The sequence below is a fragment of the Tardiphaga sp. 709 genome (genome assembly GCF_032401055.1).
Classification (GTDB): domain Bacteria; phylum Pseudomonadota; class Alphaproteobacteria; order Rhizobiales; family Xanthobacteraceae; genus Tardiphaga.
The window spans coordinates 4,494,984-4,518,971 of the sequence record NZ_CP135529.1; the positions used below are offsets into that span (position 1 = coordinate 4,494,984).

At 62.9% G+C, this 23,988-nt stretch carries 24 protein-coding genes; 13 read left to right on the forward strand and 11 right to left on the reverse strand.

Annotation, left to right across the window (positions count from 1 at the left end):
- Positions 1 to 9 precede the first annotated feature (9 nt).
- From RSO67_RS21830 to RSO67_RS21840, 3 genes are read right to left on the reverse strand one after another with little or no spacing between them, the layout of a single operon-like run.
- A complete protein-coding gene (locus tag RSO67_RS21830) occupies positions 10 to 2,823 on the reverse strand; it encodes a DUF4159 domain-containing protein (RefSeq protein WP_315844327.1) in 2,814 nt (937 codons plus the stop codon).
- Complete coding sequence (locus RSO67_RS21835; RefSeq protein ID WP_175368681.1) at positions 2,823 to 3,767, reverse strand: DUF58 domain-containing protein; 945 nt, start codon at positions 3,765 to 3,767, stop codon at positions 2,823 to 2,825. The genes RSO67_RS21830 and RSO67_RS21835 overlap by 1 nt, the downstream gene beginning before the upstream one ends.
- A complete protein-coding gene (locus tag RSO67_RS21840) occupies positions 3,767 to 4,771 on the reverse strand; it encodes a MoxR family ATPase (RefSeq protein ID WP_315840544.1) in 1,005 nt (334 codons plus the stop codon). The genes RSO67_RS21835 and RSO67_RS21840 overlap by 1 nt, the downstream gene beginning before the upstream one ends.
- Positions 4,772 to 5,033: 262 nt before the next feature.
- Here RSO67_RS21840 and RSO67_RS21845 point away from each other — a divergent pair, with 262 nt between their 5' ends.
- Genes RSO67_RS21845 through RSO67_RS21865 form a run of 5 tightly spaced genes read left to right on the forward strand, consistent with a single transcriptional unit; the run spans position 5,034 to position 8,734 of the window.
- Positions 5,034 to 5,645, forward strand: a complete 612-nt coding sequence (locus RSO67_RS21845; RefSeq protein WP_315840545.1) for a DUF1285 domain-containing protein — start codon at positions 5,034 to 5,036, stop codon at positions 5,643 to 5,645.
- Positions 5,646 to 5,680: 35 nt separating this feature from the next.
- On the forward strand, positions 5,681 to 6,346 hold the full coding sequence (locus tag RSO67_RS21850) for a CoA pyrophosphatase (RefSeq protein ID WP_315840546.1): 666 nt from the start codon (positions 5,681 to 5,683) through the stop codon (positions 6,344 to 6,346).
- The gene (locus RSO67_RS21855) at positions 6,343 to 6,606 is read left to right on the forward strand and encodes a DUF6111 family protein (protein WP_089262546.1); all 264 of its coding nucleotides are present in this window, start codon (positions 6,343 to 6,345) and stop codon (positions 6,604 to 6,606) included. The genes RSO67_RS21850 and RSO67_RS21855 overlap by 4 nt, the downstream gene beginning before the upstream one ends.
- Positions 6,603 to 7,856, forward strand: coding sequence for a CCA tRNA nucleotidyltransferase (locus RSO67_RS21860; RefSeq protein ID WP_315840547.1), 1,254 nt, complete (start codon positions 6,603 to 6,605; stop codon positions 7,854 to 7,856). The genes RSO67_RS21855 and RSO67_RS21860 overlap by 4 nt, the downstream gene beginning before the upstream one ends.
- Positions 7,857 to 7,870: 14 nt before the next feature.
- Positions 7,871 to 8,734, forward strand: coding sequence for a serine hydrolase domain-containing protein (locus RSO67_RS21865; RefSeq protein WP_315840548.1), 864 nt, complete (start codon positions 7,871 to 7,873; stop codon positions 8,732 to 8,734).
- Between the two features lie 47 nt (positions 8,735 to 8,781).
- On the opposite strand, the gene RSO67_RS21870 is transcribed toward RSO67_RS21865, so the two are convergent.
- The 3 genes from RSO67_RS21870 to RSO67_RS21880 form a co-directional block, all read right to left on the reverse strand.
- Positions 8,782 to 9,033, reverse strand: coding sequence for a YodC family protein (locus tag RSO67_RS21870; protein ID WP_315840549.1), 252 nt, complete (start codon positions 9,031 to 9,033; stop codon positions 8,782 to 8,784).
- Positions 9,034 to 9,115: 82 nt separating this feature from the next.
- The gene (locus RSO67_RS21875) at positions 9,116 to 9,838 is read right to left on the reverse strand and encodes an aspartate/glutamate racemase family protein (RefSeq protein ID WP_315844328.1); all 723 of its coding nucleotides are present in this window, start codon (positions 9,836 to 9,838) and stop codon (positions 9,116 to 9,118) included.
- Between the two features lie 107 nt (positions 9,839 to 9,945).
- Positions 9,946 to 10,320 carry a nuclear transport factor 2 family protein gene (locus RSO67_RS21880; RefSeq protein ID WP_315840550.1) on the reverse strand — a complete coding sequence of 125 codons (375 nt, stop codon included), beginning with the start codon at positions 10,318 to 10,320 and terminating at the stop codon, positions 9,946 to 9,948.
- A gap of 29 nt (positions 10,321 to 10,349) precedes the next feature.
- Here RSO67_RS21880 and RSO67_RS21885 point away from each other — a divergent pair, with 29 nt between their 5' ends.
- Together RSO67_RS21885 and RSO67_RS21890 are read left to right on the forward strand one after the other, a co-directional pair.
- Positions 10,350 to 10,829 (forward strand): MarR family winged helix-turn-helix transcriptional regulator, encoded by a 480-nt coding sequence (locus RSO67_RS21885; protein ID WP_315840551.1) that lies wholly within the window; start codon positions 10,350 to 10,352, stop codon positions 10,827 to 10,829.
- A 98-nt stretch (positions 10,830 to 10,927) separates the two neighbouring features.
- Positions 10,928 to 11,377: a PaaI family thioesterase gene (locus RSO67_RS21890; protein ID WP_315840552.1), complete on the forward strand. Its 450-nt coding sequence runs from the start codon at positions 10,928 to 10,930 to the stop codon at positions 11,375 to 11,377.
- A gap of 80 nt (positions 11,378 to 11,457) precedes the next feature.
- Here the strand turns inward: RSO67_RS21890 and RSO67_RS21895 are convergent, their stop codons facing one another.
- Together RSO67_RS21895 and queE are read right to left on the reverse strand one after the other, a co-directional pair.
- Positions 11,458 to 11,823, reverse strand: a complete 366-nt coding sequence (locus RSO67_RS21895; protein WP_315840553.1) for a 6-carboxytetrahydropterin synthase — start codon at positions 11,821 to 11,823, stop codon at positions 11,458 to 11,460.
- A 31-nt stretch (positions 11,824 to 11,854) separates the two neighbouring features.
- Positions 11,855 to 12,487, reverse strand: a complete 633-nt coding sequence (gene queE / locus RSO67_RS21900; protein WP_315840554.1) for a 7-carboxy-7-deazaguanine synthase — start codon at positions 12,485 to 12,487, stop codon at positions 11,855 to 11,857.
- Between the two features lie 192 nt (positions 12,488 to 12,679).
- On the opposite strand from queE, the gene RSO67_RS21905 reads away from it, so the two are divergent.
- Positions 12,680 to 13,222: a hypothetical protein gene (locus RSO67_RS21905; protein WP_231078149.1), complete on the forward strand. Its 543-nt coding sequence runs from the start codon at positions 12,680 to 12,682 to the stop codon at positions 13,220 to 13,222.
- Here RSO67_RS21905 and RSO67_RS21910 read toward each other — a convergent pair whose 3' ends face one another.
- The 3 genes from RSO67_RS21910 to RSO67_RS21920 all read right to left on the reverse strand — a co-directional run bounded on the left by RSO67_RS21910 (position 13,223) and on the right by RSO67_RS21920 (position 17,139).
- Positions 13,223 to 13,672 carry a tRNA (cytidine(34)-2'-O)-methyltransferase gene (locus RSO67_RS21910; RefSeq protein ID WP_315840555.1) on the reverse strand — a complete coding sequence of 150 codons (450 nt, stop codon included), beginning with the start codon at positions 13,670 to 13,672 and terminating at the stop codon, positions 13,223 to 13,225.
- 86 nt (positions 13,673 to 13,758) lie between these two features.
- The gene (locus tag RSO67_RS21915) at positions 13,759 to 15,048 is read right to left on the reverse strand and encodes a PepSY-associated TM helix domain-containing protein (protein ID WP_315840556.1); all 1,290 of its coding nucleotides are present in this window, start codon (positions 15,046 to 15,048) and stop codon (positions 13,759 to 13,761) included.
- Positions 15,049 to 15,153: 105 nt separating this feature from the next.
- Positions 15,154 to 17,139: a TonB-dependent siderophore receptor gene (locus RSO67_RS21920; RefSeq protein WP_410001907.1), complete on the reverse strand. Its 1,986-nt coding sequence runs from the start codon at positions 17,137 to 17,139 to the stop codon at positions 15,154 to 15,156.
- A gap of 858 nt (positions 17,140 to 17,997) precedes the next feature.
- Here RSO67_RS21920 and petA point away from each other — a divergent pair.
- The 5 genes from petA (at position 17,998) to RSO67_RS21945 (ending at position 23,988) form a co-directional block, all read left to right on the forward strand.
- The gene (gene petA, locus RSO67_RS21925; protein ID WP_068733107.1) at positions 17,998 to 18,525 is read left to right on the forward strand and encodes a ubiquinol-cytochrome c reductase iron-sulfur subunit; all 528 of its coding nucleotides are present in this window, start codon (positions 17,998 to 18,000) and stop codon (positions 18,523 to 18,525) included.
- Between the two features lie 59 nt (positions 18,526 to 18,584).
- A complete protein-coding gene (locus tag RSO67_RS21930; RefSeq protein WP_315840558.1) occupies positions 18,585 to 20,654 on the forward strand; it encodes a cytochrome c1 in 2,070 nt (689 codons plus the stop codon).
- A gap of 168 nt (positions 20,655 to 20,822) precedes the next feature.
- The gene (locus tag RSO67_RS21935) at positions 20,823 to 21,752 is read left to right on the forward strand and encodes a bile acid:sodium symporter family protein (RefSeq protein ID WP_315840559.1); all 930 of its coding nucleotides are present in this window, start codon (positions 20,823 to 20,825) and stop codon (positions 21,750 to 21,752) included.
- On the forward strand, positions 21,749 to 22,714 hold the full coding sequence (locus RSO67_RS21940; RefSeq protein WP_315840560.1) for an SDR family oxidoreductase: 966 nt from the start codon (positions 21,749 to 21,751) through the stop codon (positions 22,712 to 22,714). The genes RSO67_RS21935 and RSO67_RS21940 overlap by 4 nt, the downstream gene beginning before the upstream one ends.
- Complete coding sequence (locus RSO67_RS21945) at positions 22,711 to 23,988, forward strand: flavin-containing monooxygenase (protein ID WP_315840561.1); 1,278 nt, start codon at positions 22,711 to 22,713, stop codon at positions 23,986 to 23,988. The genes RSO67_RS21940 and RSO67_RS21945 overlap by 4 nt, the downstream gene beginning before the upstream one ends.

Sequence of the window (23,988 nt, forward strand, 5' to 3'; positions counted from 1 at the left end):
GTCGCGCTCCTACTGTCCGAGACGTTCGATAAGCGCGGGCGCGTGGACCTGATCGGCCTTGTAGTTGCCGGTCAGCGTGTACATCACGATGTTGACGCCGGCGCGGAACGCGAATTCGCGTTGCCGCGGTTCGCCGGGCGTCAGCGGCAGCATCGGCTGGCCGTCCGGCCGCATTGCCCAGGCTCCGGCGAGATCGTTCGAGGTGATGATAATCGGCGACACGCCGTCACCGCCGCGGGCGGGACGCGAGGCGGCGTCATCGCCGTCGTCGCGCGGCAGCGTTTCGACCCAGGTCGGTCCGGAATTGAAGCGGCCGGGGAAGTCGCGCAGCAGATAGAAGGTCTTGGTCAGCACATGCTCGCGCGGCACCGGCTCGAGCTCCGGCACATCCAGCGAGGACAGGATGTTGCGCAGCGTCAGCATCCCCGGCGTTTGCGACTCGCCGTTCGGCCCGGGCGGCGCCTCGACGGCATCGCGGGTATCGAACAGCACCGTGCCGCCCTGCTTCATATAGGCGTCGATGCGGTTGATGGCTTCCTGCGGCGGCTTGGCCGCGCCGGGAATGATCGGCCAATAGATCAGCGGGAAGAATGACAGTTCGTCGCGAGAAGGATCGACGCCGACGGGCTCACCGGCTTCCAGCGCGGTACGCTGCGCGAGAAACAGCGTCAGTCCGGTCATACCGGATTTGACGATCGAGTCGACGTCGGCATTCCCCGTAACGACATAAGCGAGCCGGGTCTGCGACACGGCCTTGACGGCGAAATCGTCACTGGCCGGATCGGCCCGCGATGGCGCCAGCGATCCTATGACGGTGCCGAGCGCGAGTGCCACGGCGAGTGCGGCCGACACAGCCCGGCGACGAAACATCGCGGCGATGGCTCCCCCCAGCAGCGCGACAATGATCGCGTCGACCAAAAACAGCGCCAGTGCCGTGGAGAGCAGGATGCCGCGGAGGTCGCGCGGTTCGGCATTGGTGTAGCTGGCGCGGTTGGCCTTCAGGCCTGAGAAATCGATAGGCTCAATGCGATCAGCCGATGCCAGTGCATTCACCGCGAGCGGACCATCGGCAGGGCCATAGAAGCCCGGCGGGTGATCGAGTGTGGCGCGGTCGCGATAGTCAGCGGCGAGCGGCTTGGCCGTTGATGGTGGCGGGGTGAAAGCACCGAAACCATCAAGGGTGCGCAGTGGCGCAACCGTTTCCGCGCCGGTCTCGCCCGCGACACCTGCGCCGGGCGTGGACGTGTAGCCGGAGATATCGACGACCCTGCGCAGCATTTCAACGAAGGTGCCAGACAATGGCAGGTCGGACCAGCGCATATCGGCGCTGACATGGAACAAGGTCACGAGGCCCTTGCCGCGACGCTCACCGGTGACCAGCGGTGTGCCATCGACCAACGACGCCCAGCTCTTCGATGCCAGCGCTGCGTTGGGTTCGGCGAGCACCTGGCGGTTCACGGTGATGTCCTTCGGGACAGGGAGGCCGGCGAACGGTCCATCGGCGGCGAAGGATGCCAGATGTTGCGGCTTCTCCCAGGTCAGGCTGCCGCCGAGGCTGCGGTCGCCGCGGCGCAGTTTGACCGGGACGAGATCGTCGTCGCCTTGCGCGAGGCGTGGGCCGGCAAAGCGCACCAGCACGCCGCCCGCATCGATCCAGGCATTCAGACGCTCGCGGATTTCCGGCGACAGCGTGCCGACATCGGCCAGCACGATCATCGGCAGTTTCTGATCGAGGAACTGGGTGATCGCCTGCTGCGGCGCGCCGCGATCGCCGAGGCGGACGTCGGCGAATGGCGCCAGCGCGCGCGTCAGATAGAAGGTCGAAGCCAGCAGCGGCTGGGCCGTGTCGTTGGTCGCGCCCGACACGATCCCGATGGCGCGACGGCGCCAGCGCTTGTCCAGCAGTTGCACGGCGCCGGCGGAGCGTTCGCCGGTGATTTCAAGCCGCGCGATGTCGTTGCGCAGTTCCACGGGCAGATCGAACGAGGCTTCGGTCTCGCGGTCGTTCGGCGTGAACAGGAACTTGGCCTCGCCAACCGGCGATCCCTTCTGGTCGAGACCGCGCACCACGCCGCCGTCCGGGCCACCGCTGTTGGCGCGCAGCACCTTCACGGTCATCTTTGCTGCGGCGTTTTCCGCTGCGACAAGCGCATGGGCCGGCGTGGCGCCACCGTCATAGATGGTCAGCGTGCGGTCGCCGATGGTCTTTGCAAGGCCCTGGGTGAAGTCCGCGCCACGGCCGGTGTCGACGCCATCGGAGAGCCAGACAATCTCGCTGTCGCCGGTGGCTTTCAAAAAGCGCTCCAGCGCGGGCAGCGTATCGACGCGGTCAATCGCATAGGGCTTCGGCGAGAGCTGACGCAGCGCGACGCGTGCGGTGCCGCCGGGTAGCATTGTGATGTCGCGGTTCGGTTCCGACAGCGGAACAAGGGCCACGCCGCGGCGATTGCTGTCGGCATTGGCAATCAGCTCATCCGCCGCCTTGACGCGAGCGTCCCAGCTCGCCGCGGCGCTCCAGCCATCGTCCAGCAAAATCGTAAGCGGCGCATTGCTGCCGGCCGTACCGGTCTGCGGATTCCAGATCGGGCCGGCGGCAGCGAAGATGATGAGCGCCGCAGCCAGCAGGCGCAGCAGCGTCAGCCACCATGGAGAGCGCGACGGGGTTTCTTCCTTCGGCGTGATATCGAACAGCAGACGTGTCGGCGGAAACGCGATGCGCTGCGGACGCGGTGGCATCACGCGCAGCAGCCACCATAGCACCGGAAGACTGATCAGGCCGAGCAGCAGCAGCGGTTGGGCGAAGGCGAGCGGAAAGCCAGGAATCATGCTGAACGTCCTGCCTTGACCATGCTGCCGCCGCCGGCAGATTTGTTGACCATCATGCCGCCATGCAGGAACAGCAGCAGCTCAGCCGCCGAGCGGCTGGTGGTGTGTGTCGAGAACAGCCAGCCGAGCTTGGCGGTTTCGGCGCGGATTTCCTCGCGATGCGCGGCGACGCGGGCCACATAGTCTTCGGCCCAGGTCTGTGCACGGCCCGCGGTGATGACATTGCCGCTTTCGGGCTCGACGAATTCGACGCGGCCGGAATAAGGGAAGCTCTCCTCGGCGGGATCGACGACCTGTACCAGTGCGCCATGCGCGCCGGACGACGACAGTCCCGCCAGCATTTCCTTGATCTCCGGCATTGGCGACCAGAAGTCGCCGAGCACCACGATCTCCGCCAGCGCGGACGGGACGAAGGACGGCGGCAGGCTGGCGCGGTTTGTCGTGTCGTGCAGCATCGCCTGCGCCATCTTGTCGATGACGCTGCGGCTCGAGGTTGGATTCATCAGGCCGGGTACGCCGACGCGCTCACCGCCGGCCACCAGCAGTTCGGCCAGCGCGAAGGTCACGATCAGCGCGCGTTCGAGCTTGCTGTCGCGCGCGCCCTTGGAGGCAAAGGCCATCGACAGCGACCGGTCGGGCCACAGCCAAACTGTGTGCGCGGCTTCCCATTCCTGCTCGCGGACATACAAATGATCGTCGCGCGCCGAGCGACGCCAGTCGACATTCTGCGACGGCTCGCCGGAGACGAAGCGACGATACTGCCAGAAGCTTTCGCCGTGGCCCGCGCGGCGCCGACCATGCAGCCCATGGATGACGGTCGCAGCAATGCGCCGGGCCTCCAGCACCAGACGCGGCAATGACGCAGCAAGCGAACGGCTTTCACCATCGGCGCGGCGGACTGCGATGATCTCCTGCGTGGCGTGATCCGGCGCTGCGGCCATTAACCGATCCGCGTCTTGAGCTGACGGATAACGTCGGGGACTGTGCGACCTTCGGCACGCGCCGAGAAGGTCAGCGCCATACGATGCTTCAGGATCGGTTCGGCGAGATAGAGCACGTCGTCGATCGACGGCGCGAGACGGCCATCGAGCAATGCACGGGCACGCACTGCCAGCATCAGCGACTGTGACGCGCGAGGACCTGGGCCCCAGGCGATCAGCTTGCTGGCATCGCCTGCGTCCGGTCCCGGACGTGCCGAGCGCACCAATGTAAGAATCGCTTCGACCACGCTGTCGCCGACCGGCAGACGGCGGATTAGGCGCTGCGCGGTAATCAGCGTTTCAGCGGTCACGGCAGCCTTGGCGATGGTTTCTTCGGCGCCGGTGGTTTCGAACAGGATGCGGCGTTCGGCTTCGCGATCCGGATAATCGACGTCGATCTCCATCAGGAAGCGATCGAGCTGCGCTTCCGGCAGCGGATAGGTGCCTTCCTGTTCCAGCGGATTCTGCGTGGCCAGCACATGGAACGGCTTCGGCAGATCGTGCCGGGCGCCGGCGACGGTGATGTGCTGTTCCTGCATCGCCTGCAGCAATGCGGATTGCGTGCGCGGCGAGGCGCGGTTAATTTCGTCGGCCATCAGAAGCTGTGCGAACACAGGTCCCGAGATGAAGCGGAACGAGCGCTTGCCGGCGACGCTCTCATCCAGCACTTCGGCGCCGAGAATGTCTGAAGGCATCAGGTCGGGGGTGAACTGGATGCGCTTGGCATCGAGGCCGAGCGTGACGCCCAGCGTTTCCACCAGCTTGGTTTTGGCGAGGCCCGGAACACCGATCAGCAGCGCATGGCCGCCGGACAGGATGGTCACCAGCGTGTTTTCGACGACGCGTTCCTGGCCGAAGATGACAGTGGAGATCGCGTCCTTGGCGGCGCGCATCTGGCCAGCCACCTGTTCCGCGGAGCGAACAATCACGTCTTCGAGTTTCTCGACACTGTCAGCGCCAGCCATCCATTGCTCCTTCGGGTGAACGGCGCCTGAAATACGCCGCCGCATTTGTCGTCACGCCATCTTATGTATTCCATGGACCTGATGCTAAACTTAAGCGAAGGCCATGTATTTGTTGAATTAAACTATCCCCACAATATCGGGATGCGGCTATGAACTGCATCACGTTGTGGCGAGTTTGAATGTGACACCGCACGTTTCAAGACTTGAGGTTCAAGACTTGCACCAAACGTGCCAAATGGCAGTGGTAAAGTCAGGGCAAACAATGGCGAAGCAAGGGCAGATCGCAAATCAGGGGCTGGATGGCCTGACCACTGCGGCGAAGGATGCGGCGGCCAACGGTAAAGCCAGCAAGGGCCTGCCGCCGGTGCATCTGTGGAATCCGCCATTCTGCGGCGATCTCGACATGCGAATCGCTGGCGATGGTACGTGGTTCTATTTGGGCACGCCGATCGGCCGGCCGGCACTGGTGCGATTGTTCTCCACCATTCTGAAGCGCGAGGACGGCAAGCACTTTCTCGTGACCCCCGTGGAGAAGGTCGGCATCACCGTCGACGATGCCCCTTTTCTCGCCGTCGAGATGCTCAGCGAGCAGGATGCGCGTGGCACGGTGTTGAAGTTTCGCACCAATGTGGACGATTGGGTGGCGTGTGACAGCATACACCGGCTGCGATTCGAGATGGCCGAGGACGGCGGGCTGACGCCGTATCTGCATGTCCGCAGTGACCTGTGGGCCAAGGTGACGCGGGCGATCTATTACGATCTGGTTGACATGGGCGAGGAGCGGATGGTCGATGGTACTGCGATGTTCGGCATCGCCTCCGCGGGCGCGTTTTTCGCCATGGCCGATGCGGAACAGGTCAGGGAAGCTACATAAGTGAGCCGATTGAAGTGAGCCGGGCGAATGAGCCGATGCTGAAGACCGACGCGGATGCCGCGGATATCGGTTCAGTTGAGTTTTTCAAGCGGGCGAAGGCACGCCTGAATTTCGATGTGCCCGAGGGGCTCACCGACGCGAGCGTCATTCCCGTCACCGGCGATGCCGGCAACGACCGCATGATCCAGATCGTGGCGCAGGAGCGGCCGATCCGTCCGGCCGCGGTCCTGATCGGCATCGTCGAACACGAACAGCCAACCGTGCTGCTCACCCAGCGCTCCGCCCATCTCAACGATCATGCCGGACAGATCTCGTTTCCCGGTGGCAAGATCGATCCGACCGATGCCTCGCCGCTGGACGCCGCGCTGCGCGAGGCCGAGGAGGAAATCGGTCTCGATCGCTCCTTCGTCGAGCCGATCGGCTATCTCGATCTGTATGCGACCGGCTTCGGCTTTCGAATCCTGCCGACACTGGCGCGGGTGAAGCCAGGCTTCAGTCTCACGATCAACGAGAACGAAGTCGAAAGCGCGTTCGAGGTGCCGCTGGCGTTTCTGATGGACCCCGCCAATCATCAGCTGCATAGCAAGGAATTCCGCGGCATGGAGCGGTCCTACTACGCGATGCCGTTCGCCGAACGTTACATCTGGGGCGCCACCGCAGGCATCCTGCGCGTACTGTATGAACGGATCGTGCTGACATGATCCGTCCGGTTCTGACCGAAGTCGGCATTTTCCTCATCCCGTTTGCGCTCTATGCCATTTTCCTGATCGCGACCAAGAATGGCGTGACACTGAAATCGTCGTGGCCGATGCCGGTAATGATCAGGCTCGCCATCGCCGCCGCCGTGCTGGTAATCGTCAGCCTTGTGCTGCTGGCTCAATTCTCCGGCGCGCCGCCGGGATCGACCTATGTCCCGGCGCACATCGAAAACGGCAGGCTCGTTCCCGGGGTCGAAAAATGAGCGTGCGCAAACTGCACGACGCGCCGTGGCTCACGTCAGGACCGTCCGGGCAGGTGCTGGCGCTGCTTAATGGCAACGGCGAGGAAGCCCGCGCGGTCGGCGGCGCTGTGCGCAACGCGCTGATGAAATTGCCGGTGGGCGAAATCGATATCGCCACGACGGCGGTGCCTGACGAAGTGATCCGCCGCGCCAGGGCGGCCCATATCAAGAGCGTGCCGACGGGCATCGAGCACGGCACGGTGACGCTGGTTATCGACGGCGCGCCGTTCGAGGTCACCACATTGCGCGAAGACGTCGAGACCTTTGGCCGCAAGGCCAAGGTGGCGTTCGGGCGCGACTGGAAGCGCGATGCCGAACGACGTGATTTCACGATGAACGGTCTTTCCGCATCTATCGACGGCGTAGTGCACGATTATGTCGGCGGGCTCTCCGATCTCGATGCCCGGCGGGTGCGCTTCATCGGCGATCCCGATAGGCGCATCGCCGAAGACTATCTGCGCATTCTCAGGTTCTTCCGCATTCATGCCGCCTATGGCGCCGGGGCGCCGGATCGCGAGGGCTATCTCGCCAGCATTCGCGGCCGCGATGGACTGGCGGGAATATCGGCCGAACGTATCAGGATGGAGTTGCTGAAGCTGCTGGTGGCCGATGGCGCCTTCGCGGCGGTGGATGCGATGGTCGATGCCGGCCTGATGCTACGGATCGCGGGCGGCGTCACCTACAAGGGACCATTCGCGGCGATGATCGCCATCGAGCAGGTGCTTGGGCAAAAACCCGATGCGGTTCTGCGGCTTGGCGCGCTCGGCGTGGCCGTCACCGAGGATGCGCGGCGGCTTGCTCAAAAGCTGCGGCTGTCCAATGACGAAACCAAGGCACTGGATTCGATGGGCCATCGCTGGTGGCGGCTGAAGGGCATGGATGAATCCCACGCCCGGCGTCGACTCTATCGGCTCGGCGAAGCCCGTTATCGCAATCGCATGATGCTCGCCTGGGCGCGCGCCGGCCGCGAAGCCGACAGCGAGGCCTGGAAGGCGCTCGTAACTTTGCCGGAGCGGTGGACCCCGCCGGTATTTCCGCTCAGGGCCGCCGACTTCATGGCGCGCGGCATCGCCAAGGGCCCGGCGCTCGGCCATGTGCTGGCGCTGGCGGAAGATGCCTGGCTGGCGCTGGACTTTCCGATGGAGGTCGATGTGTTGACTGTTATCGCCGACCAGACGATTGCGCGATTCAAGCACGACCATCAGCTCTAAGTCTCGATGCTACCATGAAGCATGTCATTCGCCCCGGTTCTGCCGATGTCTGCGATGATGCGGATGTCGTCGTGCCGTGGTGGAGTTTCACCAAGACGCTGATTGCCGCCACGGCACTGACCATGGTGCGCGATCATCAATTGGCGCTGGATGAGAGCTTGCCAGGCCAGACCTTCACGCTGCGCCAGTTGCTGCAGCATCGCGCAGGTCTGGCGGATTACGGTTCACTTCCCGCCTACCACGCGGCTGTCGCTGCGGGTGAAGACGCGTGGCCGGTAGATCGGCTGCTGCACTCAGTTTCTGCTCTGCATGCCGGAATTGAGCCGGGCCATTTCGCCTATTCGAATGTTGGCTATCTGCTGGTCCGGCAGCATCTTGAACAAATGAGCGGGTTGACGCTTGACGTAGTGATGCGACGGCGATTGTTCGAACCGCTCGGCGTGGTTGGGCCGCGCATCGCCAGTCAACGCAGCGATCTCGCCGATGTCCGGATGGGAGATGTTCAGTCTTACGATCCGCGCTGGGTCTATCACGGGCTGGCGGTCGGGACATTGCGCGATGCCGCAATGCTGTTGCACCGATTAATGACGACGGACTTGCTGCCAGCGGCACTGCGCAATCAAATGTGTGACGGGCTTGCCGTAAGCGATCCTGGTACGGGGCGTCCATGGCGGCGCGCAGCCTACGGACTCGGCGTCATGACCGGAACGGCCGTCAACGGTCTGCGGGTGGTCGGTCACACCGGCGGAGGTCCGGGCAGCGGCATTGCCGTCTATCATTGTCCCGAACATGCGCAGGCAACCGTTGCGGTCTTCGCAACCGGCGGTGCTGCAGGCAATATCGAGGCGGACGCGTTCAAACTCGGTCTGCAGAGGTGAGCAAAAAGCTGCCGCCGGACATTTGCGCCCGGCGGCGGATGACCTGATCAGGCTACCTTGCTCTTGTGCTCTTCTTCGTCTTCGTCGTGTTCTTCGGTTTCGTCTTCTTCGCTCTCGTCTTCGTCGTCATGCGGGATGACGAGCGCGAGTTCGAGCACAGCACGCGGAAGGGTCTCGCGGAACAAATCGCCTTCTTCGCCCAGCCAGATGCATTCAATATCGTTGCCGTCAACGTCGGCCACGGTCAGAGGGCAACCGCCCGACTTCAGCATGACGACATCGCCTGATTTCAATTCCATGGTCGGCTCCCGAAATGTGTGTGACACGCGCTGAGTCTAGCTGCGCGTCATGACAGGCCGAACACGGGGATGTTTCTGTCAGCTATTTTTGTTGAAGCAGTTTTGCGAGTTCCGCGCCGAGGCCGACACTCTCCAGCGCAGGCGGTGGGCTGCTGTCGAGACCTTTCGCTGCTGCGGCGATCACGGCACGCGTCCCGGTCTCGACGGAACACAAGACGGGTACCGGCACGTCAGCTTGGATGCGAGACGCAAGGCCGGCGAGCGCAGCGCCGCCAAGGATCACGACCTCGGCCCCGTCGTCCGTGGCACAGGCGGTGCAGGCGCTGGCGAGTGCGGCCAGTGCTGCATCGGGATTTCTCGCGATATCGCCGCCGGTCGGGGCGATGGTGCGCACCTTGGCGAGCTTGTCGGCCAAGCCAATGCTTCCGACGAACTCCCGGAGCATCGGCCCCCAGAGCGCGCCGCCGGTGACGATGGCGAAACGCCCGCGTCTGGATGCTTCGATGCAGGACGCTTCGGCCATGCCGACCACGGGGACATCAGCGATCTCGCGCAAAGCCAGCAGGCCAGGGTCGCCGAAACAGGCGAGGTAGACTGCATCGCAGCCGGCGCCATGAGAAGCATAGGCGTCGAGCGCCGCATGTCCGGCGATGGCCGCCGAGGCGCGCGTCGAAATATAGCGGGCGCCGAACCGGCCGGTCACCGGCACAAAGGTCGCGGCATCGCCGGCGATGGCCTCGACATGCCGTTTCACCAGCGTGGTGACGCTCTCGGTTGTGTTGGGATTGATCAGCAGGATGCGCACGGATGGGCTCTCGATGAGTCCGTCCACTATAGGCGCCAGTGCGGGAAATGCACGGCGATCATCGAAACGCATGCGGGAACGCACGTGCCGTGCCGCCCGCGGTGGTCCTAGCTGCCGGCGCCGTAATAGGCTTCGCTGCGGATGATCTGGTGGCTGGCGTCGAAATCCATCATCTCGCACGCCCTGGTCGGTCCACTGGGCAGCGGCGCACTCCACCAGACCGTCAGGCGCTGTAACTCATCGTCCCAGGCGGTGCTTTCCAGGGTGAGGCGTGGCTCGGATAGCCCACCATAGGCCGCGTGCCAGTAGGTGCGAATGGCGTCGCGTCCCTTTATGGTGGATGATCCCGCCAGTTTCGTTGCCAGCGGGCTGCGCATCTCACCTTCGGGAGCAAAATGATCAACGATCGTATCGATCGCAAGCCGATTCCAGTTTGCAGCCCATTGCTGCGCGAATGCCATCGCGTCCTGCCGCGTCAACATGCGTCCCGTCTCCCTGTCGTGAGCCTTCGATGAGCCCATCTGCCAGAAAGCCTAACACGACCAACGATCAAGTCGATAATATTGACCTGAAGAAGCTCGATCCGCTCGATGACGCGCTGGCGCTGATGTATTTCGGATGGCGCGGGATGACGCGCGCGGCTGACGAATATCTGGCAACGGTCGGCCTGTCGCGGGTCCACCATCGCATTCTCTATGCTGTGCTGCGCGGCGATGGCATCACGATGTCGGATCTGCTGGCAATCCTGCAGATTTCGAAACAGGCGCTGCATCGCCCGATGAAGCAATTGCTCGATGAGGGCTATGTGGCTGTCAAGCGCGATCCGGCGCGGCATCGTTTCAAGATTCTCGAATTGACGCCCGCCGGCCGTACTGTCGAGCGCATCGCATCGGGTCATGAGCGCAAGATCATGGCCCGCGCCTTCAAGAAGGCGGGGGCGGGCAGCCAGGCCGCCTGGTCGGCGGTGATGGCGGAGGCGGCGCGCGACTAGCCAAGTCCAGATATTAAGGTCAACAATGTTGACTTGAAAGGCAAGCTCTGCCATCCCGGTCCCATAACAAGGATGTTCACGGGACGGCGGAGGCAAACATGACGACTGAGATCGGTGACGCGAGCAGCGGCCTGAAGCTTGTGCAGCAGGCCTTCGCCGCAGGCGGATTTGCCCGTGGTATCGGCCGGACGCTCGGCATCAAGGGTGAGTCCGCAGAGCAGGGCAAGGTCGTGCTGGTCGGCTCGCCGAGCGAGGATCACTACAATCCGCTCGGAACGGTGCATGGCGGTTACGCCGCGACCATGCTGGATGGCGCCATCGCGCTGGCGGTGCAGACCTCACTGCCAGCAGGGACCGGTTACGCGACGCTCGATCTCAAGGTCACCTACATTCGCGCGATGACGGCTGCATCAGGACCGATCCGCGCCGAAGGCCGTATCATTCACATGGGACGCAGGATGGCCGCGACGGAGGGAACGCTGACCGACAAGGATGGCAGGCTTTGCGCCCATGCCACCGCCACCTGCATGATCACGGGAAAAGACTAGAGCATCATCCCGAAAAGTGGATACCGGTTTTCGCCGACAAACGAATTCGTTTGTCGAGAGATCATGCTCCAACAGAGACTCTAGCCCTTCGGCCCGAAATACACGCAGCTCTCATTACAGCTGTCGCGAAACACGCCGACACGGACGACCGGAGCCTTGTCGGCGACGCGGTTCCAGATGAAGCGCGAGAGATTTTCCAGCGTCGGAATGCCGATCGCTTCGATCTTGTTGAGAAACTTGTGGTCGAGCGTCTTGCGCAACTCATCGAGGCTGCGGTCGAGCAAGCCGAGATCCATCACCATGCCGGTCACGGGATCCGGCACGCCGCGGATGGTGACTTCGGCGCGGAAGGAGTGGCCATGGATTTCCTGGCTCACTTCGCCCAGCGTGGTGTGAGACAGCGCATGCGCCGCCTCGAAGCGAAACGATTTGGTCAATTCCCACATAGGAAGTCGTCGTCCTTAGAAGTCCTGGTCCTTAGCGGATCCCAAGTGTCTTGTGTGTCTGCACGCTCAGTCGCCATTGCGGGTGGCGCAGGCAGTAGTCCACCGCGTCAGCGGTATTGCTGATGGCGTCCGGCCCGTCCATCGGCTGCAATGAGAAACGCTCGAAGGGGAGGCCTTCGAATTTCTCCGGCATCGCCTGTGGTTGCGGATAGACCAGCTTCAATTCGTGTCCACTGTGCACCACCAGTTCCGCACCGGCCTTGGGGCTGACGCAGATCCAGTCGATGCCCGCGGGCGGCGCGACTGTGCCGTTGGTCTCGACGCCGATCTCGAAGCCGCGCGCATGCAGTGCGTCGATCAGTTCGGCATCCACCTGCAGCAGCGGCTCGCCGCCGGTCAGCACCACATAGCGATTGTCGGAGGGGCCCACCCATTGCGCGGCGATGGTGTCGGCGAGCTTGTCGGCGGTGGGGTAACGGCCGCCCAGCGTGCCGTCCATGCCGACGAAGTCGGTGTCGCAGAACTGGCAAGTGGCCTTCGCGCGGTCCTGTTCCCGGCCGGTCCAGAGATTGCAGCCGGAAAACCGGCAGAATACGGACGCGCGGCCGGCATGGGCGCCTTCGCCCTGCAATGTCAGGAAAATCTCTTTGACCGCGTAACTCACTGTCTCAGCTCTCTAAAACCGGCATGCCCGATCCGGCTCGGGCCACATCTCGGTTCCATATGGGGTAAGCCGCGGCTCTTAGCACGGCTGGCCGGTGGATGTCCCGGCCGATCACCGACATGTCAATTGCGATGTCCGGCGCGGGCCGCCAAAGGTCGATGACATCACGTCAAATTGTCGCACCTGGATACCATGCAGCCGTCGCTCGTCACATCTGGCAGTTCTGCCGCCGCCACACGGACGTGCGGGACCTGCACCATGTGCTGCAAGGTCTATCGCATCGACGACCTCGCCAAGCCGGCGGGCAAGTGGTGCAAGCACTGCGCGATCGCGCAGGGCTGCAAGATCTATGACACCCGGCCACAGCAATGCCGCGCCTTCGATTGCGTCTGGATCCAGGACGACGAGATGCCGGAGTCCTGGAAACCGGAGAATTCCAAGATCGTGTTCTCGGTCTATCCGACCACCGGGTTCATCTATGGGCAGGTCGATCCCGGCACGCCATTCGCGTGGCAGAAGGAGCCGATCCATTCCGGCCTGATCGCCTGGTCGGAGAAGCTGCTGGCAGAGCGTCGCCACCTGCTGATCTTCGTCGGCGGCAATGCCACGCTGATCATGCCCACGGGGCCGGTGCCGATCGGCCCGATGTCGCCGGCGGACGGCTTCATAATTCGCGAGACGTTTACGGCCAAGGGCAAGGACTACATCGCTACGCGTGTGCCGAGCGGGCGGTAGTCAGCCGCGCGTCTGCCGCAGGGCCTCTCCCAATGCCATGGCCACCGTCATCGCCAGATTGATCGACCGCAGGCTCTCACGCATGGGAATAACAACGCGGCTGTCTGCAGCAGCCGCGACATCCTCCGGCACACCGGCGCTCTCGCGGCCGAACAGCAGAATCTCATCGTCAGAATAGCGATGATCGAGATAGGGCTCAGCGCCCTTGGTCGTGAACAGGGCGAGGCGATGACCGGCCTCGCGGCGCCAGTCCTCGAAATGTCGCCATGAATCGTGCCGGACGATCGACACCTGATCGAGATAATCCATGCCGGCGCGGCGGAAATGCCGGTCGGATGTCGGAAAGCCCGCCGGCTCGATGATATGCGCCTCGACGTCGAGGCAGGCGCAAAGCCGCAGGATGGTGCCGGTGTTCTGCGGGATGTCGGGCTGGTAAAGGGCGATACGCACGTTGGACGTTCTCCGGCCACGCCGTGATCGACGCAGCCCGAGTCAGGCGATAGCGCCTGATATGCAGTCGGACAAGGCCGGCGGCTCTATTCCGCCGGCGCGAGTCGCGTATTCGAACGTGCTTCCGTTGTCTCGCGTACCTTCACGCGGGCGCGACGCTTGCGCCACCAGATCACGACACCGGTCACTGAGAGCACCGCCACCACGAGACCCATCGCAGAAATCAGGATGCGGCCGGGCAAACCCAGTATTCGTCCCGAATGCATCGGGAACTGCATCTGCACGAAGATGTCCGCGGCAGTGCCGACCCAGGGCAGCTTGGCGCCGAGCGGACGGCCGTCTTCGCTGTCGTAAAACAGCGACGGCGGGCCAACGCCTGCGGCGCCGTGATCGTCGCCAGGCTCGAAGAAGAACACCTGATACACGCCGTGTGCCGGGCCGTAGAACAGCGAGCCGATCGGTGTGGCCCAGCCGCGTGCCTTGCCGTCGGCGGTGGCGCGCTCGAGAATCTGGGCCCAGGTCATCTTGGGTTCGATCGGACTATCGAGGTGACGATACTCACGCTGCTCGTAAGGCGTCGGCGTGTAGTCCGAGAACTTCTTCATCAGCGGCGAGAACACCTCGAAATAGAGGTTTAGCGAGAATGCCGTGAAGGCGATGATGAACAGCAAGCCCCAGGTCCACAGGCTGAAGGCGCGGTGGATGTCGAAATTGATCCGGTAGGCGCTGCCCGAGGTCTTGATCATCCAGGCCGGCTTCCAGCGCGCCCAGAACCCCTTGCCGAGTTCGCGCGCGACGGCGGGAGCGGCTCCCGCCTTGACGCGTTTGCGCGAGGGGAGCGTCAGGTAGAATCCGATGAAGCAATCGATGGTCCAGATGATGGCGATGACGCCGAGGATGCGCATGCCCCAGCGGTCGCTGCCCCAGAATTCCGGGATGTGCATCGTGTAGTGCAGCTTGTAGAGAAACGAAACGAAGTTCTCGCGCGTGACCGGCCACACCGCGCCCCAATAGCGCCGGCCGAGTTCTTCGCCGGTGTTGGGATCGAGGAATATCTGATTGTAATCGAGCGTGTAACGCTTGCTGGTGGTGGGATCGATCCGCGGCAGAACAAAGAACGAGAGCGACTCATTCTTTTCCGGCGTCATGTACATATGGATTACACGCGCGCGCGGATCGCGCTGCTCGATCAGGCCCGCGAGTTCGATCGACGGTTTGGCGGGGCCCGCGGTGGTGACGTCCTTCAGCTTGCTGTTGAGGAGATCGTCAAGCTCGTGATCCCACGAGATAACCGCGCCGGTGACGCCCGAGAAGAACAGAAATGCTGCGGTGAGGAGTCCAGCCCAGCGATGCAGGCGCCCGAAGATCGATCTCATGGCGTTCCGCCCGTGTTGTTGTCGTCGCGTTTACTACCGCGGATGCACACCGCCGGTCGAGGGACGGGCGGTGGCGTATTGTCGCGTTTTAGGGCAGTTCTAAACTCACCAGCGATAGGTCAGCTTGGCGACGACCTTGCGCGAGTCACCGTAGAAGCAGCCATAGACGGGGCTGTAGCAGGATGAAACATAGCGGGTGTCCGCAATATTGGTGACGTTGAGCGCGAGCCGGTAGTTATTCTGGTTATAGGCCAGCAGCGCGTCGACCAAGGTGGCTCCCGGCACCTTGCTTGTGTTGGCATCGTCGGCCCAGCTATCGCCGATGTAGCGAATGCCGCCGCCGACCTGAACGCCCTCGAACAGGCCGCCTTGCATCGTGTAGTCGCTCCAGATGCCCAAGCGATTCATCGGCACGGTGGTCAGAGCCTTGCCAACATTCACCGGATCCTTGGTGACTTCGATGTCGATGTAGGAATAGGCGGCGCGGACGTTGAAGCCGGCGGCGAGGGTGGCGGTGGCTTCCAGTTCGATGCCGCGGGAATTGACCTCGCCCGTTTGAATCGCCGTGAACGGCGCAACAGGCAGGAAGCGAACGACATTTTGCCGGGTCAGGTCGAAGGCGGCGAGCGTGATCATCGCATTGACGCCGACCGGCTGATACTTGATGCCGACCTCATGCTGATGCGCTGTTTCCGGCGCCAGCAGGCTGCCATTGGCGATGTTAAGCACCGGCAGGAAAGATTCCGAGTAGCTGTAGTAGGGCGCCACGCCGCTGTCGAAATTGTAGATCACGCCCGCACGACCGGTGAAGGCCGAGGCGTCGGTGGAGGTCGATGAACCGTCCATGTGGTTGTCGTAGGCCGTCTTGGCAAAATCCTGCCGGCCACCGAACTGGACCGAAAGACGACCGAGCTTGATCTGGTCCTGCGCATAGATGCCCACCTGCGATTGCTTCACACGATAGTCTTCGTAGAGCGCGCCCTTGGTCCAGGTGTTGGTGTAGACGGGGTTGAAGACGTTGAGGGGATCGGCGCTGTAGCTCGTGTTGACGTCGGTCGATGTTGTGTTTCGATAGTCGATGCCGAACAGCGTGGTGTGGCTCAGGATGCCGGTGGTGAAGTGACCCTCCAGCTGGTTGTCGACCGCGATGGAGTTGATCGTCGAGACCGATGATCCGCCGTAGCGGAAGAGCAGCCCGGCAGCTTCATCGAGATAACCGCCGGCGTTGATGCTGTCGGATTCGTTATGCATCCACGAATAGCGCAGGTTCTGCCGGAAGGTCAGGTTGTCGTTGATGTTATGTGAGAAGAGATAGCCGACATTGGCGATCTCGTTGTCGTATCTGTTGAAGCCGGGTTCGCCGGTGTTGCGGTTCACCGGAATGATACGGCCTGCATTCGGATAGATCGTGCCGGATGCCGGCAGGAACTGCAGACCCCAGCCGTTCTTTTCCTTCTGATAATTCGCCAGCACTGTGAGTGTGGTGTCTTCGTTCGGCTTGAAGGTGACGGCCGGCGCGATGAAGACGCGGCTGTCCCTGGCGTCATCGACCTGCGTGCCGCCGTCACGGACCAGGCCGGTCAGGCGATAGAGCACCGTGCCGTCCTTGTTGGCGGGACCGCCAAAATCGAACTCGCCCTGATAGCGATCGAAGCTGCCGCCCGATACCGAGATTTCACCGAACTGCCGGGCGGTCGGCAGCTTGCTGACATAGTTGAGGATGCCGCCCGGCCCGCTGCCGCCATACATCACCGAGGACGGCCCTTTCAGCACTTCGAGACGAGACGCGCCGAAGGGATCGAGGCTGTCGAAATGGATATAGGGCGTGCTGGGTAGCCGCAGGCCATCGAGATACAGCCCCTGCTGCGTCATGTCGAAGCCGCGGATCTGAATACCGCCATTGCGGGTGTCGGAACCGCCATTGACGTCGCCATTAGCGCCCGCGGTGTAGCGCAGCGCCTGAGTGAGGGTCTGTGCGTCCTGGGTCTTGATCTGGTCGGAGGTGATCACCGAGATCGATTGCGGAGTTTCCATGATCGGGGTGTCGGTCTTGGTAGCGGAGCCGCTGCGATTGGCGACGAAGCCGATCACCGGGCCGCCGGCGCGCTCACCGGCGTTGGGATTGGCTGGTGCCACCGGTGCCGCCTGCGGCGCACGGGCTGTGCGATTGGCGCGGGCGGCGCGGCTGGTCGATGCGCGTTGGGCCGGCCGGGCCGCCGCTGGACGCGTACGCTGCTGCGGCGCATCCACCGTCACTGGCGGCAGGGCAGACTGAGCGTCGGCAGTACCGGTCGGAATCGACAAAGCGAGACTGCCGACGGCGCAAAGATATAGAGCCCGAAGCGCATGCAACCGAGTTGCCGATTCGACGAGGTGTGGTGTTGTCATGACGCTGCGATGCCCCAGTTAGGCCGGCTCTACCGGTAAAATTTGGATGCTTTCGCTTTAGCGCAGGCGAAGAATGAGAACAGAATTAGGGATTTAGAACGTCTTCAAACGCGCTACTTGAGCGCGATTTGTTGCTGAAACGACGCAGAATTATTCACGATCATGAATTATTGCCGTTTTTGCCTGGCCGTCGCGCGAATCGTGGCGCGCGAGAGGTGTCCGGAAAATCGGCGGAGCGCTACCGACTGCGAATCGCGATCCTTTGTCAGCCAAGGCCTGATGGCCGTTTCTGATAGTCACGACATGCCGAATTATCCGCCGCGCGGAAAGGCGTTGATTCTGTGGTGCATCGCATCTTGCTTCGCCGATCGTAGGCTTGCACTGCCGCACCAAGGGTGCCAATAGAACGATTCTGGACTGCGTGTTCTGCCTGTTAGGCAAGGACTAGTAGGCCTCTGCCGCCGTGGGGAGAATCGCGGGCGTCGGTTTTTTGCTTCAGGTCAACGCAAAGGCGTGACCGGGGGTGTCTAAGCCGGCTGCAGATAAGAAAGGGTTGGGATCGTGACGACAACGTCTTCGGCGGAACACACGCGCCGTGATTTCTTGTTCGTGGCCACTGGGGCAGTGGCTGCAGTGGGCGCCGCAGCCGCCGTCTGGCCGCTGATTTCTCAAATGAATCCAGATGCTTCGACCATCGCGGCGGGTGCGCCGATCGAGGTCGATCTGGCCCCCATCGCCGAGGGGCAGGACATTAAGGTGTTCTGGCGCGGCAAGCCGATCTACATCATGAACCGGACCAAGAAGCAGGTCGAAGAGGCGCGCGCCGTTCCGGTGTCGAGCCTGCCCGATCCGCAGACCGATCAGGCCCGCGTCAAGGAAGGCCACGACCAGTGGTTGGTCGTCATCGGCATCTGCACCCATCTGGGCTGCATCCCGATTGCTCACGAAGGCGCTTACGACGGCTTTTTCTGCCCCTGCCACGGCTCGGTCTACGACACTTCGGGCCGCATCCGTCAGGGTCCGGCGCCGCTCAACCTGCCGATCCCGCCTTACGCCTTCGTCTCTGACACCAAGATCAAGATCGGCTGAGCTGTCGGATCCCATCCGATCTCGCGCCGATAGTGTTTTTCTCTTCTCAGGATCGCATCATGAGCGGACCATCGACCTACCAGCCGACCAATCCCGCTTTGCAGTGGATTGAAAAGCGTCTGCCAATCATCGGCCTCGTCCATTCCTCGTTCATTGCCTATCCGACACCGCGTAACCTGAATTACTGGTGGACGTTCGGCGGCATCCTGTCCTTCATGCTCGGCGTGCAGATCGTCACCGGCGTGATCCTGGCGATGCACTATACGCCGCATGTGGACATGGCCTTCAACTCGGTCGAGAGCATCGTTCGCGATGTGAACTACGGCTGGCTGTTGCGTTATCTGCACTCCAACGGCGCATCGATGTTCTTCATCGCCGTCTACATCCACATGCTGCGCGGCCTGTATTACGGGTCGTACAAGGCACCGCGCGAAATCCTCTGGATCCTCGGTGTGATCATCTACCTTCTGATGATGGCGACCGGTTTCATGGGCTACGTGCTGCCGTGGGGCCAGATGAGCTTCTGGGGCGCCACCGTCATCACCAACCTGTTCTCCGCGATTCCCTATGTGGGCGAGAGCATCGTGACCCTGCTGTGGGGTGGCTATTCGGTCGGCAATCCGACGCTGAACCGCTTCTTCTCGCTGCATTACCTTCTGCCCTTCGTGATCGCCGGCGTCGTCGTGCTGCACGTCTGGGCGCTGCATGTCGCCGGTCAGAACAATCCGGCCGGCGTCGAGCCGAAGACCGAGAAGGACACCGTGCCGTTCACGCCCTACGCGACCATCAAGGATGGTTTCGGCATGGTCTGCTTCATGATCTTCTACGCCTGGTTCGTGTTCTACATCCCGAACTATCTCGGCGATCCCGATAACTACATCATGGCCAACCCGGGCGTGACGCCCGCACACATCGTGCCGGAATGGTACTACCTGCCGTTCTACGCCATCCTGCGTTCGATCCCGAGCAAGCTCGGCGGCGTCATCGCGATGTTCTCGGCGATCATCGTGCTGGCCTTCCTGCCTTGGCTCGATACCGCCAAGACCAAGTCGTCGAAGTATCGTCCGCTGGCCAAGCAGTTCTTCTGGATGTTTGTCGTGGTGGCGGTCCTGCTCGGCTGGCTCGGCGGCAAGCCCGCGGAAGGCATCTACATCATTGCCGGCCGTGTCCTGACCTTCTGCTACTTCGCCTACTTCCTGATCGTGCTGCCGATCCTCAGCCGTATCGAAACGCCGCGCGCAGTGCCGAACTCGATCGCTGACGATGTGCTGGCCAAATACGGCAAGAAGGTCGCCTCCGCGATCGTCGCGCTGGTTTTCACCGGTGGTCTGATGGCCGGCGGCACGCAGAGCGCCAAGGCTGCTGACGAGCATGGCGGCCCGACGCCGCCGTCTCTGAACTGGTCATTTGCCGGCCCTTTCGGCAAGTTTGACCGCGGTGCCCTGCAGCGCGGCTACAAGGTCTACAAGGAAGTCTGTTCGACCTGTCACTCGATGAGCCTGATCCACTTCCGCAACCTCGCGGAGGTGGGCGGCCCGGGCTTCTCTGCGGCTCAGGCGCTGGCAGTGGCATCCGAGATCAAGGTGCAGGACGGTCCGAACGACGCCGGCGACATGTTCGAACGTCCTGGTCGTCTCGCGGATCCATTCCCCAAGCCATTCCCGAACGAGAACGCGGCGCGCGCGGCCAATGGCGGCGCCTATCCGCCGGACCTGTCGCTGATGGCCAAGGCCCGCAACTACGACCGCGGCTTCCCGCAATTCGTGTTCGACTTCTTCACCCAGTTCCAAGAGAAGGGCCCGAACTACATCGACGCGCTGCTGCAGGGTTACGTCGATCCAGCTCCGAAGGATTTTCAGCTGCCGCCGGGCGCGTATTACAACAAGTACTTCCCCGGCCACGCTATCAAGATGCCGAAGCCGATCTCCGACGATCAGGTGACCTATGATGACGGCACCCCGCAGAAGGTTGAGAACTACGCCAAGGACGTTTCGACCTTCCTGATGTGGACCGCAGAACCGCATCTCGAGGCCCGCAAGCGTATCGGTTTGCAGGTGATGGTGTTCCTGATCATCTTCGCGTTCCTGATGTATTTCACGAAGAAGAAGGTCTGGGCGAACGCTCACTGAGCGTCGCAAACATTCTTTCAAAGGGCCCCTGATGGGGCCCTTTTTCGTTTTCAGCCTGTGCGCGCCCGGACCATGGATTCTCGGGGAACCGTTGACTAAGCTTCGCGCAAAGGCGGGAGACGCGGGCTCGGTGAGCGTCACGGATATCCACGCTCATCGGGGGGATGGATGGCGGGCGCGGCGATCGACGATATTCTGTTGAACATCAGTCCGGGTGGCCAGATGGCGCTCGGCATCGTGCTGGCGCTGATCATGTATGGCGTCGCGCTCGATCTTCGTGTCGCCGATTTCGTCGACGTGTTTCGGCGTCCGGCGGCGCCGCTCGCGGGGCTCGCCGCGCAACTGATCCTCCTGCCGGCGGTCACATGGGCGATCACCATGGTGTTAAAGCCGCAGCCTTCCATTGCGCTTGGCATGATGGTGGTGGCGGCCTGTCCCGGCGGCAACATCTCCAATCTCATCACCCATATGGCGCGCGGCAACACCGCGCTGTCGGTGTCGATGACCGGCATCTCCAGCCTGCTCGCCTCCGTCACGACGCCGCTGAATATCCTGTTTTGGGCCGGGCTCAATCCGCAAACCGCCGCACTGCTGCGCCAGGTGAGCGTTGATCCCGTCTCGTTTATCGGATCGACCGTGCTGCTGCTCGGCGTGCCGATGGTTGCCGGTCTGCTCACGGTGCGTCATCTGCCGGGGCTGGCCGACCGTCTGCGCCGGCCGCTGCAGATCCTGTCTTTCGTGTTCCTGATCGGATTTATTTTGGCCGCAACCGTCACCAACTGGCGCTACATCTCGGTGTTCTCGACCTCGGTGCTGCCATTCGTCGTGCTGCATAACGCGATCGCCGTCGCGCTCGGCTGGGGCGTCGCGAAGATCCTTGGGCTCAGCGACTACGACACCCGCGCGCTCACCATCGAAGTCAGCATGCATAATTCCGGCCTGGGGCTGGCGCTGATCCTCACGCAATTCGACGGCCTTGGCGGGGCTGCGCTGGTCGCCGCTGGCTGGGGAGTCTGGCACCTCGTCTCCGGCTGGGCGCTGGCGGCCTGGTGGAAACGGCGCGACCCGCATCCGGCACGCATTGAAGGTGCGGCATGAGCGACGCGATGGCGAATAGCGGCGTGCTGATCACCGGCGCGGCAGGCTTCATCGGCGGTGCGCTGTTGCTCGAACTGGCGCGCGGTGACGGGTCGGTGACGGCGCTCGATCTGCGCGAGGTGCCGTTGCAAGAGCGCCTCGACGGCGTTGCCTATGAGCACGGCGACATTCGCGATCCCGCGTTGAAGGAGGTCATCGCCCGCGTGAAGCCGCGCACCGTGGTGCATCTCGCCTCGGTCGTTGCCGTCGGAGGCGACGACCGGCGCGACTACGAGATCGATGTGTTGGGCACCCGCAATGTGCTGGAAGCCTGTCTCGCGGCTGGTGTTGGCCACCTCATCGTCACCTCGAGCGGCGCGGTCTATGGCTATCACGCCGACAATCCCGTGCCGCTGCGCGAGACCGATCCGCTGCGCGGCAACGAGGATTTCCCTTATGCGCGCAACAAGCGCGAGGTCGAGGAGATGCTGGCGCGTTGGCGTAGCGATCATCCGCAATTGCGGCAGACCGTGTTCCGCCCCTGCACGGTGCTGGGGCCGACCACGAACAACCAGATCACCGCCCTGTTCGAGCGCCCCGTCGTGACTGGCCTGAGCGGCACCGCAACGCCGTTCTCGCTGATCGCCGATTCCGATGTGGTCGCGGCGCTGGCGCAGGCTGTGCGCACCGGCAAGGGCGGCATCTATAATCTCGCCGGCGATGGCACACTCAGCCTGCGCGAGATCGCCCGGCTGAACGGCAAGCCGTTCGTTCCGATTCCGCCCGCGGTGATGAAGGGCGTGCTGTGGTTGCTGCATGCGCTCGGCCTCACGAAGTTGACGCCGCAGAACGTGAAATTCATCCAGTATCGCCCGGTGCTCGATAATACGCGCCTCAAATCCGAGTTCGGATATTCGCCCGCGCTTGATGCGCGCGCCGTGTTCGAACGCTATCGCGACGAGCGCCCGGAGCCGATGTCATGACTTTCCTTGTCATCGGCGCCGGTCCCGCAGGTCTTGCCGCAATGCAGAGCCTGAAGGCCGCTGGCCATGCTGTGGAAGCCGTCGAGCAGAACGCCGATGTCGGCGGGCAGTGGCTGTATGGCGCGGCGCCGAGCGCAGTCTACGCCTCGACGCACCTGATCTCGTCGAAGCGCACCACGGCCTTCGCGGATTTCCCGATGCCGGAGGACTGGCCGGCTTATCCGGGCCATCGCCAGGTGCTGGATTATCTGCAGAGCTTTGCCCGGCATTTCGATCTCTATCCGCTGATCCGCTTCAACACCGGCGTTCGCAGCCTGACACGGCAGGGAAGTGGATGGCACGCTGCTTTCAGCGACGGCAAGTCGGCAGACTATGCCGGCGTCATTATCGCGAACGGTCATCTCACCGATCCCCTGATCACCAAAACGTCAGGCACCTTTGATGGCCGACTAATGCACGCCAAGGACTACAAGACCGCCGATATTTTCGCCGGCCAGCGCGTGCTGGTGGTGGGCATGGGCAATACCGGCTGCGACATTGTCGTCGATGCGGTCCATCGCGCGGAGAAGGTGTTGTGGAGCGTGCGCGGCGGCAATCATTTCGTGCCGAAATTCCTTGCCGGCAAGCCGGCGGATGAAGGTAACCACAAGCCGAAGCGCTTCATCATTCCGAAGAACCTGCGCTCAAGGCTGCACGAGCCGATCCTGCGCTTCATTGTCGGCGCGCCGGAGCGCTTCGGTCTGCCGAAGCCACAGCACCGCCTCTATGACCGCACGCCGATCGTCAATTCGTTGGTGTTGCAGCATCTTGGCCAGGGCGATGTCGGCTTGCGCAAGCCGGTCCGCGAATTCAACGGCAAGTTGGTCGTGTTTGCCGATGGCCGCTGCGACGAGGTCGATCTGGTGTTGCTTGCGACCGGTTACCGGATCACGTTTCCGTTCCTCGGCGATCTCCGTGCACTCGATTGGCAGGACGCGATCGGTGCGCCCAGGCTGTTCATGAACATGTTTCCGTCCGAGGATAACGGCCTGTATGTGGCCGGGCTGCTGGAAGGCGCCGGCGTGGGCTGGGAAGGGCGTGCATTGCAGGCCCGTGTGATCGCAGCCTATCTCGCGGCCAAGGCTGAGCGGCCGGACGCGGCGGTAGCATGGCGGCGCGAGATCGCGCAGTGGTTCGCGCGACCGCCGGGTAGCGACGGCGGCGAACACGGACTGTTTGTCGATTTCCTCACCTACAAGCGCGACCTGCAGCGTGCGCTGGCCCGGTTGAGTTGA

Coding starts and splice junctions, on each gene's coding strand:
- RSO67_RS21835 (WP_175368681.1), bottom strand. CDS start 3,767: ATGGCCGCAGCGCCGGATCACGCCACGCAGGAGATCATCGCAGTCCGC.
- RSO67_RS21840 (WP_315840544.1), bottom strand. CDS start 4,771: ATGGCTGGCGCTGACAGTGTCGAGAAACTCGAAGACGTGATTGTTCGC.
- RSO67_RS21845 (WP_315840545.1), top strand. CDS start 5,034: ATGGCGAAGCAAGGGCAGATCGCAAATCAGGGGCTGGATGGCCTGACC.
- RSO67_RS21850 (WP_315840546.1), top strand. CDS start 5,681: ATGCTGAAGACCGACGCGGATGCCGCGGATATCGGTTCAGTTGAGTTT.
- RSO67_RS21855 (WP_089262546.1), top strand. CDS start 6,343: ATGATCCGTCCGGTTCTGACCGAAGTCGGCATTTTCCTCATCCCGTTT.
- RSO67_RS21860 (WP_315840547.1), top strand. CDS start 6,603: ATGAGCGTGCGCAAACTGCACGACGCGCCGTGGCTCACGTCAGGACCG.
- RSO67_RS21865 (WP_315840548.1), top strand. CDS start 7,871: ATGAAGCATGTCATTCGCCCCGGTTCTGCCGATGTCTGCGATGATGCG.
- RSO67_RS21870 (WP_315840549.1), bottom strand. CDS start 9,033: ATGGAATTGAAATCAGGCGATGTCGTCATGCTGAAGTCGGGCGGTTGC.
- RSO67_RS21880 (WP_315840550.1), bottom strand. CDS start 10,320: ATGTTGACGCGGCAGGACGCGATGGCATTCGCGCAGCAATGGGCTGCA.
- RSO67_RS21885 (WP_315840551.1), top strand. CDS start 10,350: ATGAGCCCATCTGCCAGAAAGCCTAACACGACCAACGATCAAGTCGAT.
- RSO67_RS21890 (WP_315840552.1), top strand. CDS start 10,928: ATGACGACTGAGATCGGTGACGCGAGCAGCGGCCTGAAGCTTGTGCAG.
- RSO67_RS21895 (WP_315840553.1), bottom strand. CDS start 11,823: ATGTGGGAATTGACCAAATCGTTTCGCTTCGAGGCGGCGCATGCGCTG.
- RSO67_RS21905 (WP_231078149.1), top strand. CDS start 12,680: ATGCAGCCGTCGCTCGTCACATCTGGCAGTTCTGCCGCCGCCACACGG.
- RSO67_RS21915 (WP_315840556.1), bottom strand. CDS start 15,048: ATGAGATCGATCTTCGGGCGCCTGCATCGCTGGGCTGGACTCCTCACC.
- RSO67_RS21930 (WP_315840558.1), top strand. CDS start 18,585: ATGAGCGGACCATCGACCTACCAGCCGACCAATCCCGCTTTGCAGTGG.
- RSO67_RS21935 (WP_315840559.1), top strand. CDS start 20,823: ATGGCGGGCGCGGCGATCGACGATATTCTGTTGAACATCAGTCCGGGT.
- RSO67_RS21940 (WP_315840560.1), top strand. CDS start 21,749: ATGAGCGACGCGATGGCGAATAGCGGCGTGCTGATCACCGGCGCGGCA.
- RSO67_RS21945 (WP_315840561.1), top strand. CDS start 22,711: ATGACTTTCCTTGTCATCGGCGCCGGTCCCGCAGGTCTTGCCGCAATG.